General features: G+C 39.7%; 21 protein-coding genes, 1 rRNA gene and 1 pseudogene. 3 read left to right on the forward strand and 20 right to left on the reverse strand.

Going from position 1 to position 17,872, the window contains the following annotated elements:
- Nucleotides 1–126: 126 nt before the first annotated feature.
- From rrf to cmk, 19 genes and pseudogenes are all read right to left on the reverse strand, one after another.
- A 5S ribosomal RNA gene (gene rrf, locus IE867_RS05745) occupies nucleotides 127–241 on the reverse strand.
- Between the two features lie 49 nt (nucleotides 242–290).
- Entirely contained in the window at nucleotides 291–1,976 is a 1,686-nt protein-coding gene (gene yidC / locus IE867_RS05750; RefSeq protein WP_192483821.1) for a membrane protein insertase YidC, read from the reverse strand.
- A 14-nt stretch (nucleotides 1,977–1,990) separates the two neighbouring features.
- Nucleotides 1,991–2,266: a membrane protein insertion efficiency factor YidD gene (gene yidD / locus IE867_RS05755; protein WP_192483822.1), complete on the reverse strand. Its 276-nt coding sequence runs from the start codon at nucleotides 2,264–2,266 to the stop codon at nucleotides 1,991–1,993.
- On the reverse strand, nucleotides 2,227–2,568 hold the full coding sequence (rnpA, locus tag IE867_RS05760; RefSeq protein WP_157968254.1) for a ribonuclease P protein component: 342 nt from the start codon (nucleotides 2,566–2,568) through the stop codon (nucleotides 2,227–2,229). Before rnpA ends, yidD begins: the two co-directional genes overlap by 40 nt.
- Nucleotides 2,558–2,692, reverse strand: coding sequence for a 50S ribosomal protein L34 (gene rpmH / locus IE867_RS05765; RefSeq protein WP_100550565.1), 135 nt, complete (start codon nucleotides 2,690–2,692; stop codon nucleotides 2,558–2,560). The genes rnpA and rpmH overlap by 11 nt, the downstream gene beginning before the upstream one ends.
- Before the next feature lie 176 nt (nucleotides 2,693–2,868).
- Entirely contained in the window at nucleotides 2,869–3,435 is a 567-nt protein-coding gene (gene dcd, locus IE867_RS05770) for a dCTP deaminase (RefSeq protein ID WP_192483823.1), read from the reverse strand.
- A gap of 10 nt (nucleotides 3,436–3,445) precedes the next feature.
- A complete protein-coding gene (apbC, locus tag IE867_RS05775) occupies nucleotides 3,446–4,549 on the reverse strand; it encodes an iron-sulfur cluster carrier protein ApbC (RefSeq protein ID WP_192483824.1) in 1,104 nt (367 codons plus the stop codon).
- 222 nt (nucleotides 4,550–4,771) lie between these two features.
- Nucleotides 4,772–6,544 (reverse strand): arginine--tRNA ligase, encoded by a 1,773-nt coding sequence (gene argS, locus IE867_RS05780; protein WP_192483825.1) that lies wholly within the window; start codon nucleotides 6,542–6,544, stop codon nucleotides 4,772–4,774.
- A 224-nt stretch (nucleotides 6,545–6,768) separates the two neighbouring features.
- Entirely contained in the window at nucleotides 6,769–7,275 is a 507-nt protein-coding gene (locus IE867_RS05785) for a GNAT family N-acetyltransferase (protein WP_192483826.1), read from the reverse strand.
- A complete protein-coding gene (locus IE867_RS05790) occupies nucleotides 7,272–7,517 on the reverse strand; it encodes a type II toxin-antitoxin system TacA family antitoxin (RefSeq protein WP_192483827.1) in 246 nt (81 codons plus the stop codon). The genes IE867_RS05785 and IE867_RS05790 overlap by 4 nt, the downstream gene beginning before the upstream one ends.
- 94 nt (nucleotides 7,518–7,611) lie before the next feature.
- Nucleotides 7,612–8,724: a M14 family metallopeptidase gene (locus tag IE867_RS05795; protein ID WP_192483828.1), complete on the reverse strand. Its 1,113-nt coding sequence runs from the start codon at nucleotides 8,722–8,724 to the stop codon at nucleotides 7,612–7,614.
- Entirely contained in the window at nucleotides 8,724–9,509 is a 786-nt protein-coding gene (dapF, locus tag IE867_RS05800; RefSeq protein ID WP_192483829.1) for a diaminopimelate epimerase, read from the reverse strand. The genes IE867_RS05795 and dapF overlap by 1 nt, the downstream gene beginning before the upstream one ends.
- Nucleotides 9,502–10,740, reverse strand: a complete 1,239-nt coding sequence (locus IE867_RS05805; RefSeq protein ID WP_192483830.1) for a beta-ketoacyl-ACP synthase — start codon at nucleotides 10,738–10,740, stop codon at nucleotides 9,502–9,504. Before IE867_RS05805 ends, dapF begins: the two co-directional genes overlap by 8 nt.
- Nucleotides 10,737–11,465 (reverse strand): 3-oxoacyl-ACP reductase FabG, encoded by a 729-nt coding sequence (fabG, locus tag IE867_RS05810; RefSeq protein ID WP_192483831.1) that lies wholly within the window; start codon nucleotides 11,463–11,465, stop codon nucleotides 10,737–10,739. The genes IE867_RS05805 and fabG overlap by 4 nt, the downstream gene beginning before the upstream one ends.
- Nucleotides 11,462–11,917 (reverse strand): ApeP family dehydratase, encoded by a 456-nt coding sequence (locus tag IE867_RS05815; protein ID WP_192483832.1) that lies wholly within the window; start codon nucleotides 11,915–11,917, stop codon nucleotides 11,462–11,464. Before IE867_RS05815 ends, fabG begins: the two co-directional genes overlap by 4 nt.
- Before the next feature lie 4 nt (nucleotides 11,918–11,921).
- Nucleotides 11,922–13,115: a beta-ketoacyl-ACP synthase gene (locus IE867_RS05820; protein ID WP_192483833.1), complete on the reverse strand. Its 1,194-nt coding sequence runs from the start codon at nucleotides 13,113–13,115 to the stop codon at nucleotides 11,922–11,924.
- A gap of 1 nt (nucleotide 13,116) precedes the next feature.
- Nucleotides 13,117–13,689 carry a YqiA/YcfP family alpha/beta fold hydrolase gene (locus IE867_RS05825; RefSeq protein WP_192483834.1) on the reverse strand — a complete coding sequence of 191 codons (573 nt, stop codon included), beginning with the start codon at nucleotides 13,687–13,689 and terminating at the stop codon, nucleotides 13,117–13,119.
- Between the two features lie 15 nt (nucleotides 13,690–13,704).
- The gene (locus IE867_RS14880) at nucleotides 13,705–14,715 is read right to left on the reverse strand and encodes an AGE family epimerase/isomerase (RefSeq protein ID WP_318779318.1); all 1,011 of its coding nucleotides are present in this window, start codon (nucleotides 14,713–14,715) and stop codon (nucleotides 13,705–13,707) included.
- Nucleotides 14,716–14,733: 18 nt separating this feature from the next.
- Nucleotides 14,734–15,402: pseudogene (gene cmk / locus IE867_RS14885) on the reverse strand ((d)CMP kinase); the annotation flags it as partial.
- A gap of 316 nt (nucleotides 15,403–15,718) precedes the next feature.
- On the opposite strand from cmk, the gene IE867_RS05835 reads away from it, so the two are divergent.
- Nucleotides 15,719–16,135: a nucleotidyltransferase substrate binding protein gene (locus IE867_RS05835; RefSeq protein ID WP_225629970.1), complete on the forward strand. Its 417-nt coding sequence runs from the start codon at nucleotides 15,719–15,721 to the stop codon at nucleotides 16,133–16,135.
- Between the two features lie 4 nt (nucleotides 16,136–16,139).
- Nucleotides 16,140–16,442, forward strand: coding sequence for a nucleotidyltransferase family protein (locus IE867_RS05840; RefSeq protein WP_192483836.1), 303 nt, complete (start codon nucleotides 16,140–16,142; stop codon nucleotides 16,440–16,442).
- Here the strand turns inward: IE867_RS05840 and serC are convergent.
- Complete coding sequence (gene serC / locus IE867_RS05845; RefSeq protein WP_192483837.1) at nucleotides 16,432–17,481, reverse strand: 3-phosphoserine/phosphohydroxythreonine transaminase; 1,050 nt, start codon at nucleotides 17,479–17,481, stop codon at nucleotides 16,432–16,434. The genes IE867_RS05840 and serC overlap by 11 nt on opposite strands.
- A gap of 147 nt (nucleotides 17,482–17,628) precedes the next feature.
- Between serC and IE867_RS14805 the strand changes: the two genes are divergently transcribed.
- A complete protein-coding gene (locus tag IE867_RS14805) occupies nucleotides 17,629–17,760 on the forward strand; it encodes a hypothetical protein (protein ID WP_263971897.1) in 132 nt (43 codons plus the stop codon).
- Nucleotides 17,761–17,872 lie beyond the last annotated feature (112 nt).

Here is a 17,872-nt window from a genome sequence, read left to right on the forward strand (position 1 = left end):
TTCGTCTTTGTTTTTTATTTACTGGAGTTACGTACTTTTGCTATTTCAACTAAAATTTCATAGGGTAATCGATCTGAACGAAAATACGAAATAATACGTTTATAAAAACTTGGGAATTTTTGAGATGCCTGACGATGTCTTACTTTCACATGGCGAATGCCACACTATCATCAGCGCTAAGCTGTTTCACTTCTGAGTTCGGAATGGAATCAGGTGGTACCAACTTGCTATTATCGTCAGACGAACGGTATTCTATATATTTTGAGATAAATGTCTAGAAGTTTTTTTGATTAAGAACGTTTTGCTTTGTAAATCGCCGTATACTTCTTAGTGATATACCACTGTTGTGCAATACTGATAACGTTATTTGTCAACCAGTACAACACTAATCCTGATGGGAATGATGCAAAGAACACTGTGAAAATCACTGGCATCAACATCATGATTTTTGCTTGCGTTGGATCGGCTGATGTTGGGCTAATTTTTTGCTGCACAAACATCGAGATACCCATCAAAATTGGCAGGATAAAATACGGATCTTTTGATGCCAAGTCATGAATCCAAAAGATAAATGGCGCTTGACGCAATTGCACACTTTCCAACAACACCCAGTAAAGCGCGATAAACACAGGAATCTGAATCAAGATCGGTAAACAACCACTGGCTGGATTGACCTTTTCTTCTTTGTACATCTCCATCATCTTGCGCCCAAGCTTCTGGCGATCACCCTTGTAAAGCTCTTGCAGCTTCTTCATGCGCGGTTGCAACATGCGCATTTTTGCCATTGACTTATAGCTTTTGGCAGACAATGGGTAAAACAATAATTTAATTAACACAGTGACCAATATAATCGATAATCCCCAGTTAGCAACAACGCCATGAATAATTGTCATCAACCAAAAGATAATCACTGAAATAAATGACAACATGCCATAGTCTACGAGCTTATCTAAACCATCTGGCTTATTGGCACCGAAGTCTTTAACAATCGCTTCAAGATTCTTGGTAATCGTAGGACCTGTATAAAGGATATTGGTATTTTCAACGCTTTGATCAGCATTTAATACAACAGACTGTGTTTTAACACCTGATTGGTAGGTATTATCGGCAAGCTTATTGGCATAAACGCTAAAGCTTGTACCTGGATTATTTGGCACCCAAAGACTCACAAAATAATGTTGAATCATCGCCGCCCAGCCCTTATTGGTTGAAACATCCACTTTTTCACTGGATTTAGCTAAATCTGCAAATGATTCTTTTTGGAATGTACGTTGTGATGAGGACAAACCAACACCTTGGAAAGAGTACGAATGCGCATCTAAAATACTAAAGCTATGACTCTCAGGCTTCACTTGACGTGTAATTTCATTATCAAAACTAACACTTAATGGCGCTTTAGTGGTGTTTTTAACACTTTGCTTAAGTGTGATTTCATAGGTGGTATCGTTAATAACATACTGACGCGTAACATCCAAGCCTTGAACAGTTGCCTTTAAAGTTACAATCGTTTGATCATCTTTTTTAGCTGTATGCGCTTGACCAAAAACAATACTTTGTGGCTGACCGTTAATGTAAATAATACTTTGCGCAATGTATTTGCTACCCGCTGTATTATTTAACATCGGCATCGGGTTTTTATCCGTTAAGCTCACGTTATAATCTTTCAATGCAGCATTAATAATCGCACCATTTAATGGGCTAATTTGCAAATCACTAAACACCGCTGTATTTAATGTGATAGGCTTTAGGTCTGTCTTATTAAAGTTTTGCTTAGTGACATCCGTCGTTACACTTTGATCATCTGCATTATTTGCATTAACATCTTTGTTATCTTTTTGCACTGCTGTTGTTTGTGCTGGCGTATCAACTTTCGCTGGCTGCTTAGGCGCATACATCTCCTCCCAGCGCGCCATCAACGACATAAAAATCACGACAATAAGCGCGATCAAGAATATTCTCACGTAGTTTGACTTCATTATACTTAACCTTTTTACCCTTTTTTAACCTTTTCTTTCGTTGGCACTGGATCGTAACCGCCTTTGCAAGCTGGGTGGCATTTTAGCAGTCTTTTTGTCATTAGCCAAAGCCCAAACACTAAACCATGCAATTTAATTGCTTCTAGTGCATATTGTGAACAAGTCGGATAGAAACGACAACGAGGCCCAAGATATGGACTAATTGCTATTTGATAAAAGCGAATGAGGAAAATAAAAGGCAATGCACTAATTAAGCGTATTTTGCGAGAAATTCGTTGATAGAGTGCCACAATTCCTCCTTTGTCGCGCGTGCGGCGTTGTGATTTGTAACAACGATCAACATTGTCTTTTCAAACAACGCTTTATGCTGGCGAAACATCTCTTTATTTAAGCGACGACACAGATTGCGCTGCACGGCCCTTTTAACTTTTTTTTTGCCTGTAATAACACCGACACCTGAGTGCAGATCTTCACCTTTAGCAATCAAATAAGAAAAGTGTTTGGTATGAACCTTTTGACAGATACGAGAAAAGCCAAGTGAAAAACCCTTGGCATCTAAGATAAATTCTTTGGCTAAGCTATTAAGCTGCAAGCTTATGTCTGCCCTTAGCACGTCTGTTACGAATCACTTTCTGACCACTTAGCGTCTTCATGCGTGCGCGGAAACCGTGCGTTCTTTTTCTCTTTAAGTTACTAGGTTGAAACGTTCTTTTCATCGTATTATCCTCAGTTTGTATTTGTATTTATAAAATTTACTGCAAATCTGCCACATTCATGCAAGGCGCCGATTCTACGCCAAAAATAAATTTCGGTCAATTAAAATGCCCTAGCAATTTCAACCGCGCATTCTAGCGCAAAATATAGGCGCTGTCGATAGCTATCCTTGGGTTATTTATGTGCGCGGTAGCGTCACGCCTCTCTGCCCTTGGTATTTACCACCACGATCTTTATAAGATGTCTCACACACTTCATCAGATTGATAAAATAGCATTTGCGCAACCCCTTCATTAGCATAAATCTTAGCAGGCAATGGCGTGGTGTTTGAAAACTCAAGTGTGACATGCCCTTCCCATTCTGGTTCTAAAGGGGTGACATTGACAATAATGCCGCAACGCGCGTAAGTCGATTTACCTAAACACACAACCAATGTGTCACGCGGAATTTTAAAGTACTCAACCGTACGTGCTAAAGCAAAGGAATTCGGTGGGATAATACAAACATCACCGACAAAATCGATAAAGTTGTTATGATCGAAGTCTTTCGGGTCAACAATCGTTGAATTAATATTAGTAAAGATCTTAAATTCATTCGAGCATCTGACATCATAACCATAGCTTGATGTACCAAATGATACGATCTTGCCTTTTTCATTATGACGTACTTGTCCTGCTTCAAATGGGGCAATCATATCCTGCTCCATCGCCATTTTTTTAATCCACTTATCTGATTTGATGGACACTTTTTACTCCTTACTTATTTTCACTATTTGCATTATTTTTACTATTATCACTAAACTCAACTTTGACACTCGGCATATTGATCATCATCGCTTTTGGCAATGCTGCAAGATTAGCTGCAAGTTTCAATGCAATTCTCTCATACACTCCAGCAATTTTATTATCTTTGTTCGCTGTTGGCTGCCCCTTATCGGCATCTTCTCGAATAGATATATCCAACGGCAAAGCACCTAAAAATGGTAAATCAAACTGTGATGCCAATGACTCAGCGCCATGCACGCCAAAGATCGCTGACTCGGTACCGCAATTTTGGCAAATATGCACACTCATATTCTCAACAATACCTGCGACATGAATATCAAGCTTATTAAACATCGCAATCGCGCGTTTAGCGTCGATTAAAGACAAATCTTGCGGTGTTGTTACTGTGACTGCTGCCGTTAATGGAATCTTCTTCGTCATCGTTAATTGAATGTCACCTGTACCTGGCGGCAAATCAATCAACAAGTAATCAAGCTCACCCCAGTTAGTGTCATTTAACAGCTGCATTAAAGCACCTGACACCATAGGTCCTCGCCAAATAATTGCTGAATTCTGATCGATTAAATTGCCCACTGAGATCATCTTAATACCATGGCGCAATAGTGGCTCGATTTTCTTTTTATCATTGGTCTTGGGATTATCATAGCTACCCATAATGAGCGGTTGACTAGGACCATAAAGATCCGCATCTAAAATACCAACCTTGGCACCCATTTTCTGCAATGAGATTGCAAGATTTGCCGTTGTTGTTGATTTGCCCACGCCACCTTTACCTGAAGCAATCGCAATAATATTTTTGATACCTTTAATCGGCTTTAACCCAGACTGCACTTTATGCGTAGTCACATCACATAACACACTAAATTCAAAAGCTTGTGTAATATTCTGAGCATATAAATAATCACTTAACTGCGCAATCACACGATCTATCTGACTAGCGCTGAGATAAAACCCCAGACGCAGCGAAATAGTAGCAACACCTTCTTGCTCAATGATTTGCAAGTTGCGTAGAAAATTCTCAGCTGGCAGGTCTAAAATGGTTTGACGATAAGCTTGCAGGCTTTGTTTTAACATAAAAAGTAATTGATGATTTCAAAGATCTAGACAGTCTATACCCATCGAAAACCAATTTACAGAATTTTTTGCTTTGCATTTCGCGTGCCTTTAATTAGTTAAATTTTGACAATAGTCCTAGCTATTGCCTACAATCCAACTAATTAAAATCAACACAAACTACTTCACAACTAACACCGCAAAATGATTCACGATGGGTATAGCATTACGACGATTTATAGTCTACATTCTTTCAGGCACTTCTATCCCAAGTAGCCCTAGAACAAAAATTAATTGCTTCAAAGTTAACTGACATAAAGCGATTCTTGCCTCTTTTAATGCATTATTTTGTTCATTAGCGATCGGTGATTCAGCATAGAATTTATTAAACTGTACAGCGACTTGATAAGCATATTCACATAAATGATGCGGCTCACATTTATCATAGGTTCTTTGTAAAACTTGCGGTAATTCGGTTAATTTCAACTGTAAATTACGCTCAGCATCATTGCTTGCCTTGCCAATATCAGTATTGACATTTTCCAAATTGCGACCAAGCTTACGCAAAATAGATTTAATACGCACGGCTGAATATAACAAATAAGGTCCCGTTTTGCCCTCATACTGCGAGAATTTGTCTAGATCAAAAATATAATCCGAGGTATAAACATTCGCCAAATCAGCAAACTTAACCGTAGCCAATGCTACTTTCTCAATAATATCTGCCTTTTCAGCTTCAGTTAAGCCCTCTTGCTCACGCAAACTAGCACGTGATTTTGCCTCATCGATTAAGGTACTTAAACGCATCACTCCACCTGAGCGCGTTTTAAATGGTTTGCCATCTTTGCCATTTAGCGTACCAAAACCAATATGCACAAGCTCAGTCTCTGGTGCAATGCTTGATTTTTTAGCTGCTGCGAATACTTGTTTAAAGTGTAGACTCTGACGCTTATCAACCACATAAATAATTTTTTGCGCCTGATAGTCCTGGACTCGCTCTAAAATCGTTGCTAAATCGGTTGTGCCATACATTACCGCACCATCAGACTTCACCAAAATCAATGGTGGCGTTTTGTCATCTTCATTTTCAGCCACAGGAATAATAATCGCACCTTGACTGTTTTCAGCAACTTTTTGCTCTAAACAATCCGCAACCATTTGCTCAATGATTGGTTGAACATCACTCTCACCTTTCCATAGATCAAAATAAATCCCAAGATCACCATAATCTTTTTTAAGCTCAGCAATAGATACATCCACAAAATGCTGCCACAGTGCGCGATAACCGCGACGCCCTTTTTGCAGTTCAGCCGTTGCTATACGTGCTTTTTCCATCTCATTGGCATCTTCTTTGCAACGTCCTGAAGCCCGTGGATAAATCTCAGATAATTCATCCACTGTCACAGGTGATTCCTTAGGGTATTCTCCAGTGTAATGCTCATCAAAATACGGTAAATCAGGATACATTTTGCGAATTTCTTCAATCAACATCCCCATCTGTGTGCCCCAATCCCCTAAATGCACATCACTTAACACCTCGTCACCATAAAAGCGGTAAACACGCTGCAAACAATCTCCAATCAACGGTGAACGAATATGTCCAACATGCAATGGTTTGGCGACATTAGGACCGCCAAAGTCCATCATCACTTTTAATGGATTAGTGGTTTTAGGGCAACCTAAACGTGAATCTTTAAGCATACTGTTTGACCAGTTCGCCAAGAAATCATCACTTAAGGTGATATTAATAAACCCAGGCATCACTGCATTTACATCACTAAAAACCTTATCACTGTAAACTTGTGTCACAATATCATTAGCAATTTGAATTGGTGCTTTCTTAAGAATTTTAGCTAAAGGCATCGCACCATTACATTGAAACTGCCCAAGCTCGGGGCGTGCTGATAATTGCACTTTGGCAAAACGACTATCAAAACCTAAAACATCAAAGGCTTGCACAAATAAATCGGTTAAGTAATTCTCTAAAATAGCAGTATGATTCGCCGTAGCTGTCATTATCTAAAACTCATTATGATAATTTTGAAAGCTCGATTATATACCCAGCATAAACCATTTTACAGTATTTTTGCCATTGAATTTATCGCGCTTTTGAGCAGTTGAATTTTGCTAATAGCCCTCACTATTACCTGCAGTTCAACTGCCCAAACACATCAAAAACTTCCTCGACACTGAACACCCTAAAATGATTTACGATGGGTATATACCCACAGGCAGTTATTTTACAGATTTTCTTGTACTGCTTTTTCAATTGTTGCCACAGCCAATATCAACTGCAACGACTGTCCTGTCAATTCAATAAAGCCATAATTTTTATAAAACGCCTTTGCCTCATCACTCTTGGCGTCGACGATAACAGCAAAGACGCCCATAATTTGCGCTGCTGCCACAATTTTAAGCAGAGCATCTTTTAGCAAATAAGCACCAATACCCGCGCCCTTATGCTGATTATTCACCACTAAGCGGCATATTCTTGCAGCACTAACAGGATACCTTGGATGATTGATATTCTCGGGTAGTGCTTTTTGAATGATCTCTGCCGCAGTAATTGTATAGTAACCCATAATCTCATCACTATCCGTAGCATGTGCAACATATGTTTTGCTGTACATCTTCTTTTGATTTTGCAGTGCAAATTTCTGTATAAATATATCAAGCTCAGGAACGCCACAATTAAAGAAACTACGATTAAATGCTTTACTCAGCGGACTAACCTTAAGCCCCATCATGATTTGAGCAGATCTTTTAATTTCTGATTTGGTTTAGGCGGGTTATCCAATAATGACAAGAACGCTTGTGCCGCTTTACTATCCAAGCTGACTCTCTTTTCATTTTCAACAATTTTTCGCGCTTTAGGCAAACAATTACTAATAATAAATGCCGATACTGCCATACCAGAAAGTGCGGCAGCCTTCTCTATCGTTTGTTTGATATCATCCTTAGTGTTTAACTCAATTCTTGCATGCGCCATAACTTATACCTCACATTTACCTAATTACAAAGATCTAAATATAACCCGTTATTTTAACGGTAAGCATAATGAATTTCGCATAAGTTTCAAACCTTTAAATATTAAAACAATTCGCCATTACTTTTAATACCTCATCGCCTTCATGCACAGTTGCCGACGAAGTGCGCGTTAGTAATAAAGCCTCATGCGGCACACTTAAAGCCTGTGACTTACTAATACCTAGAATACTATTTTTATCATAAATCGTTGCCAATGGTGTATTCGGCTTTTGCAGTGCACCCAATAAATTATCCTGATAATCAACCATACCACCAACAGGGGCTCTAACGCGTGAAAAGTCCTGCTCATAACAAGCGTATTTCTTATCGGCATTTTTTACATTGACTGGATTATTAATATACTCAAGAACACCTTCCAACAAGTGCTTAGCATTCTTTAGATCAAAACTTTCCTTACTGCCCATCTCATAGGTAAATGCATGTTTTGGCGGTATTTTATTATCGCCCGTTATGCGATTCCAACACTCAGTTAACTGCCACCACGGATAAAAAATAGCTTGATTAAAGCAACCACTAGGCTCATTTGGCGTCAGAATAAATGCATTACTATTAAAGTGTTTTAGGCGCGTTGAATGCAAATAACTTGGCGCATAAATATAAGGTGCTGAAATTGAATCACAATGTAAATCAAAGCTAAAATCAGCAGCTAATGCCAAATCATGCAGAATGTTGGCAAGCTTCTCATGAGGTGCTGTATCATTTTGCAAACTCACAGCCAAGCGCGCGCTCAGAAGCTCTGAAAACCGCTGACATAGCGCATCAAAGCCTTGATTTTGATACGCTTTAACAAACTCATCAAGATCAATCTTCTCTAAACCGGCATGTGCCGTAAGCAAGTTTTTAAACCCGCGATTCCAGTTTTCACCAGTTTTAGCATCAAAACGTCCATAGGTATACTCACCGACTTTAACATCCATGGCAAACGGATTGGCAAACGGCACCAATGTGACATTGTATGGAAAATCATGCGTTTCTAGGTACTCACGCAATAAATAAATCAATGCAATACCATTGCTCTCAGCCGCATGTAGTGCTGCTTGCATATAGATATTCGCTTTGGCTTTTGGATGTTTGTATTCAATCACACTCATGCTATGCGTTAAGCCTGAGATCGTTGTTCTAAAAGGGATTTCTCTTATATTTATCATTATGCTACTTCTATTTGACCATTAAAAATCAATCTCACCACACCGCTTAATCGTACTTCTTCCGGCGTGCATTCAACGGTTAAGTTACTGATGGCATTTTCCACTACGACTTTAGGCTTCAAAAGCCCCAATGAAACACCGGCATACACACTGGCAATGCTGCCACTACCACAAGAAGGCGTTATTCCCGTGCCACGCTCCCAATGATCTAAGTAAATACGATCTTTGGATAACTGCTTTAATGCATGCACATTAATACCGCCAGCGTATTGTGTTTGCAGCATTCTACCCAGATCATCGAAATCTTTTAACTCAGTATGTTGCGAGCGAAACAATACCAAATGCGGATTACCCACATCAACCTCTAGTGCGTGATCAAAGCCCGAGCCATCCATCAATTTTTTTTGGCTCTCATTAACTACAGGCAATGGAAAAGCTACCTCAATCCAATCATGCGCAACCAAGCGACAACAGTGAACAAACCCTCCGACCTCAATATTGACTTCTGAGCTTGCTTTTTCCGTGAGTAGCAAACTTGCCACTGCACGCAAGCCATTACCACATTGCTTGGCTTTAGAGCCATCTTGATTATAAATATGCATGCTAGCATCAGCCTTGCCAGATTTTCTAATCAACAATAGCTGATCGGCACCGACACCAAAACGCCGATGACAGATTTTCTGCACTTGACGCACTTGCCAGTTACGTGGTTTTTTACGCTCATCGATGACAACAAAGTCATTGCCTAACGCACACATTTTGTTAAAAAGCAATGGTTTACTCACTGTGATAATCCTTAAAAATCAACGAGGTATTAATACCACCAAAAGCAAAATTATTACTCATAACGATGTTTGTTTTAAGCTTTTTGGGATTCTCAATAATGTAGTTAAGATCGGCGCAAGACGCATCTACCCTTTGCAAATTTGCTGTTGGCATAAATTCGCCCTCTTTCATCATCATAATCGATAACCATGACTCAAGCGCGCCACAAGCACCTAATGTATGACCAAAATTACCCTTTAATGAGCTTACAGGAGTTTTATTGCCAAACAAGGTAAAAGTCGCCTCACTTTCAGCAATATCACCGCGATCAGTTGCCGTACCATGCGCGCAGATATAACCGATATCATCAGCATTGACCTTAGCATCTGCCATCGCAAGCTTCAAAGCCTCTACCATTTTTTGTGCCGTGGGTTGAGTGATATGTCTTGCGTCACAGTTTGTGCCAAAGCCAATAATCTCGGCATAAATCTTAGCACCTCGTGCTTTAGCGTGCTCATATTCCTCTAAGATTAACGTACATGCGCCTTCACCAATCACTAAGCCATCACGTGCTTGATCGAAAGGTCTGGGTGTCATATGCGGTTTATCATTTTGCTGACTTGTGGCAAATAAAGTATCAAAAATTGTCACTTGGCTTGGGCATAACTCCTCGGCAGCCCCTGCTAACATGACTTTTTGATAACCATGCTTAATCGCCTCATAGGCATAGCCTATTGCTTGTGAGCTTGAGGTACATGCACTTGATGTTGGAATCACACGCCCCGTTAAACCAAAAATAAGCGCGATATTAACCGCACAAGTATGGCTCATTGACTTCACATAAGTCGTCGCACTGACATTTTGCACGGTTTTTTCAGTCTCAATTTTAATCAGATCACATAAAGCTTGTGTGCTGCCGGAGCATGAGCCAAAAGCAATGCCAACATCGCCACTTTCAAGTAATGCTTTATGATCAAAAATTGCCGCATCTTTTAAGGCATTCTCACTGGCAACAGTTGCTAGTTGAGCAACACGCCCCATCGAGCGAGTTTGCTTACGAGTATAGTGTGCTGGCATGTTAAAATCAGTAATCGGCGCGCCTAAGTTGGTATGTAAGCCTTTGATTTCTTGCCATGCGTTAATTTTCTTTGTAGCTGTTTTGCCTTCACGCAATGCCAATTTGATCGTATGCCAGTCATGACCTAATGCAGTAATACCAGCCATTCCAGTAATGACAACGCGCTTATTCATATCAAGCCACCATTGACTGAGATTACTTGACGCGTGATGTAACTTGCTGAATCGGAGCATAAAAAGTTAATCACCGAAGCAACTTCTTCAATCTTACCTGCCCGACGCATCGGAATATGCTTCTCAATCTCGTCTTTATACTCTAAATCTTTAATCATATCTGTTTCAATTAAGCCAGGGGCTACACAATTAACGGTAATTTTACGTTTGGCAAGCTCCAGTGCCAAGGCTCTTGTCGCGCCAATAATCCCTGATTTTGCCGCACTGTAATTGACTTGCCCTTTATTGCCTGCAACTCCTGAAACAGAGGCTAATGTGACAATTCGCCCACCTTTTCTTAGCTGAATCATCGGCATAACACAGGGCTTTAATACATTATAAAAACCATCTAAATTGGTTTGGATCACGCGATCCCACATTTCATCTTCCATTGCTGGAAACGGCGCATCCTGACAAATCCCGGCATTATTAACAACTACATAAAATGCACCATTTTGCGCAATTTCAGTATTTAACTTTTCGTGACACGCCGCTCTATCTTGTAGGTCAAATTGAACCAGTGATGCCTTACCACCATTTTCTTCAATAACATGCTTTGTTTGATGAGCACCTTCAACATCGCTGTGATAATGCACCACAACTTCAAAACCAGATTGTGCCAACATGATTGCAGCTCCTTGCCCAATACCTTTGCTTGCTCCTGTCACTAATGCTCTTTTACTCAAAACACTTCCCCCTGAATAATTTCTGTAAACGCTTTATCACTTGGCTGATAGGCGCTAAATTTTGCTTGTGCAACACATTGATCATGATGATGAATTTCACACATAAACACCCCCAATGGATCACTTATAAACTCTTTGTGCGCCACTACAGTTAATACATCGCCTTTATCAAAACTTGCACGTGTCGTTTTGAAATTACGCACACTAATCATAAAGCCACGCCTTGGTGCGTGATCACTTTTATCGCCTTGAAAATAAGCTAACACAGCTGAAGCTTGCGCCATCATTTCAATACCCACCCAAGCATATACACCACTAATCTCAGCATCATAAAAAATATGCTCAGGCGTAATTCTGGCAAGACAAACCGCCTTTTCTTGATTAACCTCTTGCAGTGAATCAATCAACTGCATCGGTGGTGATTGTGGAATAATTTCATTTAAATTACGCATAAACCTAGCTTCCTTCGTTCGCTCTAGCGATAATCAAGCTGACATTATTACCGCCAAAGGCAAATGAGTTACTTAACAAACAAGGTTTCTCCCAAACACTTTCTTCATTGGTTAGTTGAATATTTGATAACTCACAATCCAACTCAGTCGTGCTGATTTGTGCAGGCAATCTATGATTTGGGTTGTGCTCGTCTAATAACAACAATGCACAAAGTGCTAACTCAGTCGCACTTGCCGCACCTAATGTATGCCCAGTTAGCGGTTTTGTCGAACTACATAAGACCTTTCCACCAAATACTTCAAAAATCGCTTTACTCTCCATCTGATCATTTTTTGGTGTTGCTGTACCATGTGCATTGACATAGGCGATATCACTTGGATTAAGATTGGCATCTTTTAGTGCATTTAACATTGCTTGTTTTGCACCCTCCCCTTCAGGATCAGGTGAAGTAATATGATAAGCATCTGAGGTTTCTCCACCGCCTAAAAGTGCTAAATCTGCTGGGGTTTTGCTTAACACAAATAACGCAGCACCCTCACCGATATTAATCCCATCACGATCTTGCCCAAAGGGCTGGCAAATACTTTTTGTCACTGAATCTAACGCATCAAAGCCATTAAGTGGCAATTCAGATAAACTATCTGCCCCGCCAACAATACAGATATCACATAATCCTGAACTGATTAAACGCTTTGCCGAGAGAAAAGCTTTGCCACTTGAAGAACATGCTGTTGAGATTACATAACAAGGACCTTTAGCCTCAGCAAGCTCAGTAAGAAACTCTGCCATTGTGCCAAATTCTTGCTGATGATAATGAAAATCGTCAAGCATCTCTCCTGTTTGCATATAATGCGTAAATGACTTCTCACCCTCTAAAATGCCCGAAGTACTTGTGCCTAAAATAACGCCTATTCTATGTCGGTCCGTTTTCTTTGCTAACGCATCATACACAGGCTTAATTTCTTGAAATGCCTTAAACAACATACGGTTATTATGGCACTCAATTGCCTCATACTGACTGGGCAATGCATCTAATTGACAGTCCATCTTGCCAACATAGGTTTGCCGCCCACTAAAAAGCTTATCATATGGCGTCAATGGTGAAACATTCGCCAACAGTGCTTTAGCAACTTCTTGTTTATTATTACCAAGCGCATTTAACACGGCAAAATCATTGATATAAATAGGATCCCGCATTTTATGAATCACACACCGTTGAATGGATCGTAAGAAACTTACTGATTGCATCAAAGCTTACCTCTATATCACTATAGGCATGCCCTTGACCAGATTTAAGATCAATCTGCGCTCTGTTGAAGACTTCTAGCGCCAAATTTATCGGTGTCGTTTGATCATCTTCTTGTAGCAACAGTAGATAATCTGATAATGAGGATAATTGCTTTGGCATTGCATTGAATAATGCCATCGCTTCATCATGCATATGGCTATACGCAGGCATTTGTGCAATTAAATCTAAACGTGCCGCTGGATTAATCAAAATCACCTTAGCAACATCATCACGCGTTTGCTTCAATAAGTGCGCCATATAACCACCCAATGAACTACCAATAATTACTTTATTATCAGCTACTGCGTCATCTAACAACTTATGAGTGAGATCAAGTGCCGCTTTTGTTTGCATCGGCAACTCAGGTGCATCAATCGATGCTTCTGGAAATTGATCATTTAGCCACGCTTTAAGCTTTTGTGCTTTGGGCGAGTTAGGTGAGCCTTGAAAGCCATGTAAGTAGAGAAAATAATTATTTGTCATCCATCCACCCTCTTTTTATCGCAACATATACTGCCAACAGTTCATCAAATGATAGCCTGTTGTTGATTTAACATCATCAAAGCCTACAGCACCTTCACTATCAACATATTCAATCGGTAAATCATGCTTAAGAAATATCGTTGAAAAAATATTCAAGGCATTGTCTAAGCACTCATAGTTGGCCGTCATTGCCAAATAACGCACATACTCCAACATTGGCCAAATGCGATATTGTGTATCTTTAGACGTATCATTTAGATTGGGCTTAATAAACCCACGATCATTTATACCAGCTTTAGCCGCCGCTTGATACAAGCGAACATGATCACTCATTGCATCAATATCAACGCCCAACGCTTGCGCCTCAACAATCAAACTGCTCCACTCAAAACTATGTCCTGGCTCAAATAGTGCACTTTTATCTTCTTTAGAGTATTCGCGCATGAGATTTCTTTCATCATCAAAAAACAGTCTAATAATCTCACGATATAACGCCTCAGCTTGCGTTTTAAAACTCGGTGCTTCGGTGTATCGATAGGCACTTAAATACGCTTCAAAGAGATGCATTAATGCATTTTGTCCAATGATACCATTTTGATCTTTGAGTGCTTTAAAATCATCTGCAATAAACTTTTGAGTAATTAGCTTATTGACATATTCAATATCCTCTTTAATCACTTGCTCTTTAAACGCACCATAGAGCACTGACAAGGAAAACAAGACAAAAGCATACTCATACAGATCATTGTCATCTTTTGAGCTTTGCGTTTTAATCCAAGCTTTGCTGCGCTCATCGAAATATTGCGATTTCATCACTTGATATATTTTATAGGCATATGCGTTAGCAGCTTGTGTATTTGTTAATCTGCCATATGTCAATAGAAAGAATAAACTACGCGTTTGACATAATAAGCGTGTATTGGTTTGATCTATCTTTTGTGGCACATTTAAAAACTCAGGTGCATAGCCTAACTGATCAATGGCTTTTATCAATAACTGATAATAGGCATCAATAGCAACTGTCATATGCTCGTTATTATTTTTAATCTTAACTGCCGCATAAACCTTAGCAAAAACCCCATCAACGCCTAACGAACCTGTATCAATAATCAATGCATCTTCAGCAGGCTTCAACGGTGCCACTTCACGATTGCGATCCTGATGGTCACGCGCTTCAAGTTGCGTTAATATCTCTGTGAAGTCGGCTTTTTGACCTTTAGTGATAAGCTCATCATAACGCCTTTGCGCACGAATTTGACTGCACGCTTCTAAGAAGAATTTGTGTCTTGCGTTGGGAAAAACCACCGTCCCCATATCACGTCCATCGGCCACCAAACCTTTAACACCTTGAGCAAAAGCCTGCTGACACGCCAATAATGCGTCGCGCACTATTGAAATCTTGGCAATCTTTGATGCCATCATCCCTGTTTGCTCTTGACGAATGCGTGCGGTAACATCCACGCCATCTAAAAAAGCTTTTGTTTGATTACCCTCAACGGTAAAGTGAATATTCAATTGGCTCAGTTCATCATACAGCAACTGCTCATTAGTTATATCAACCCCATGATCAAGCACATGAAGTGCTGCCAAGCGATAAATCGCACCACTATCCAACAGTGCATAATCAAGCTTTTGCGCTAATAGGCGTGATAACGTCCCCTTGCCAACGCCACTTGGACCATCAATGGTAATAATTTCAACTTTATTTGACATCTAAAATAAATCCTAAACACTATATACCGCTCGCAAAATGATTTACAAACGGTATATACACAAGTCTTTGCCCAATTCTACTATCTATTGTTTCAGAAACCAATCTATACCGCTCGTAAATCATTTTGCGGTATCAGGTGTCGAAGAAGTTTCTGATCATTTTGAGTGCTTAAATTGCAGATAATAGCTAGGACTATTGGCAAAATTTAAGCATTCAAAAGGGCGTAAAATTCAATGACAGGAATACTGTAAAATGGTTTATGGGCGGTATATAATACCCCTTATGCGCACTTTCAACTTAACTAGGAATATAATAATGACAGATATTCGCTGGCTGCAACGCTTTGACAACTATCAAAAAGCACTCTCGCAATTACAAAGTGCCGTCACGCTAGCACATCAAAGACCTTTGTCATTACTTGAAAAGCAAGGTCTTATTCAAGCCTTTGAATACACCCATGAACTTGCGTGGAAAACATTAAAAGACTTTCTTAAACATCGCGGCAGTACCGAGGATATTTTCGGATCAAAAGATGCGACAAGACAAGCATTTGCCAATGGTTTAATTGACAATGGTGATGTTTGGATGCAAATGATTAAAAGTCGCAATTTAACCTCTCACACTTATGATGAAAGCACGGTCGAAGAAATTGCCACATTGATCTTAAGCGAATATATCAGCTGCTTCACTGAGCTTGCCGAAACATTAAAAAACTTGGCAGCAAAAGAGTAGTAACATGCCCTACGGATTAACGGATAAAGCGCTTGCTGCGATTACCCACGCGATAAGTCAACAGCCAAAGATTACAAAAGTTATTTTGTATGGCTCACGCGCCAAGGGAAACTATCACACTGGTTCTGATATTGATCTGACACTTGTTGGAGATGATCTAACAGTGAAGGATTTATTCCAACTTGAAGAAGCTATTGATGCGCTTTATTTGCCTTATTTGTTTGATCTGTCAATTTATACACAACTAACCAACCCTGAACTCAAGTCACATATTGATCGCCATGGTATTACACTATTTACGCGTTAAGCGTTTCAAACTCACGCATCACTAAAATCAATTGCTCTACCCCTTTAAATTCAATTGCATTATATAAACTGACACGTACACCACCTACACTGCGATGTCCGACAATGCCATAAACTCCTTGGCTATCGGCAAAGCTTAGAAATTTAGCGGTTAATTCATCACTTGGTAGTTGAAATACAATATTCATCGGTGAGCGATTACGCAACGGAACATTATTGCTAAATAGTTTTGATTGATCAATTGCATCATAAAGTAGCGCAGCTTTACGAGCATTCTTCTCAACAACAACATCTAACCCGCCTTGTTTGATTAAATCAGCAAGTACCAGCTCCATTGCTGCCCAAGCAAACATATCCGGCGTATTATACAAAGAATCCGCCTGCTGCATTGTCTGATAGCTTAACACAGCCGGAATCGCCTTTTGCTTGATATTTTCAATCAATGCTTTTTTAATCAAAACAACCGTTACTCCCGGCAAACCAATGTTTTTCTGCGCTCCTGCGTAAATCAGATCAAACTTAGTTACATCGAGTGGTTTTGATAAAAAACTTGAAGACATATCACAAACCAACGGCAGATTAGTTTTAGGTATCTTTTGCCATATCACACCATCAATCGTTTCATTTTCTGTGTAATGAATATAATCATAGACATCCACAATACGATCAATCGCATTATCCACACCCTCAATCGTATCGACTTCAATAAACTTCTCAGCCTCTTTAATCGCTGCCTTTGCCCAGTAACCACTATTAATATATAGCGCCCTGCCATTTTGCTTAAGGTTCATGGGAACAGCGGCAAACTGCGCACTGGCACCTGCGGGCATCAATAATATTTCATAACTTTCAGGCAACGCCAAAAGAGTAATCAAATGCTGCTTAATCTTATTGTTAATCTTGGCAAACAATTGATCACGATGTGACAAGGACAACAGCGATAAACCGGTATTTTGGTAACTTAAAACCATTTGGCTCAACGCTTGATAAATAGATTCTGGTAGACTTGCAGGTCCTGCGCAAAAATTAAGTTGATACATTTTATGTGACTTGGTGCATTAAAATTGCTGAAAATTATATACTAGCCACACCTCATTATGCAGTGTTTATTGTAGCATCTTTTTATTCCATTTATCATTTATTAAAGGTTATACTCACTCTTAGTAATTCACCAAAGGAGAGTATCTATGAAAAAAATATTAAGCGTTACAGCATTATGCCTATTATCGACATCAGTTTTTGCCCAAAGCGCCCAAACAGGACTTGTAATTGGTGCTGCAGCAGGTGCCGCGTCGACTGCTAGCGTAAGCGCTCCATGAACCCACCTATTTACCTAGCAAATAATGTGGTATGTAGGTCTATGCCGTCCTCTTCTGGGCAGATTTTAATTTAGGTAAATGCGCTGAAGCATATTTTGGTGTAAGCATTTCA

It is taken from the genome of Cysteiniphilum marinum, from assembly GCF_014857925.1.
In the GTDB taxonomy this organism is placed as follows: domain Bacteria; phylum Pseudomonadota; class Gammaproteobacteria; order Francisellales; family Francisellaceae; genus Caedibacter; species Caedibacter marinus.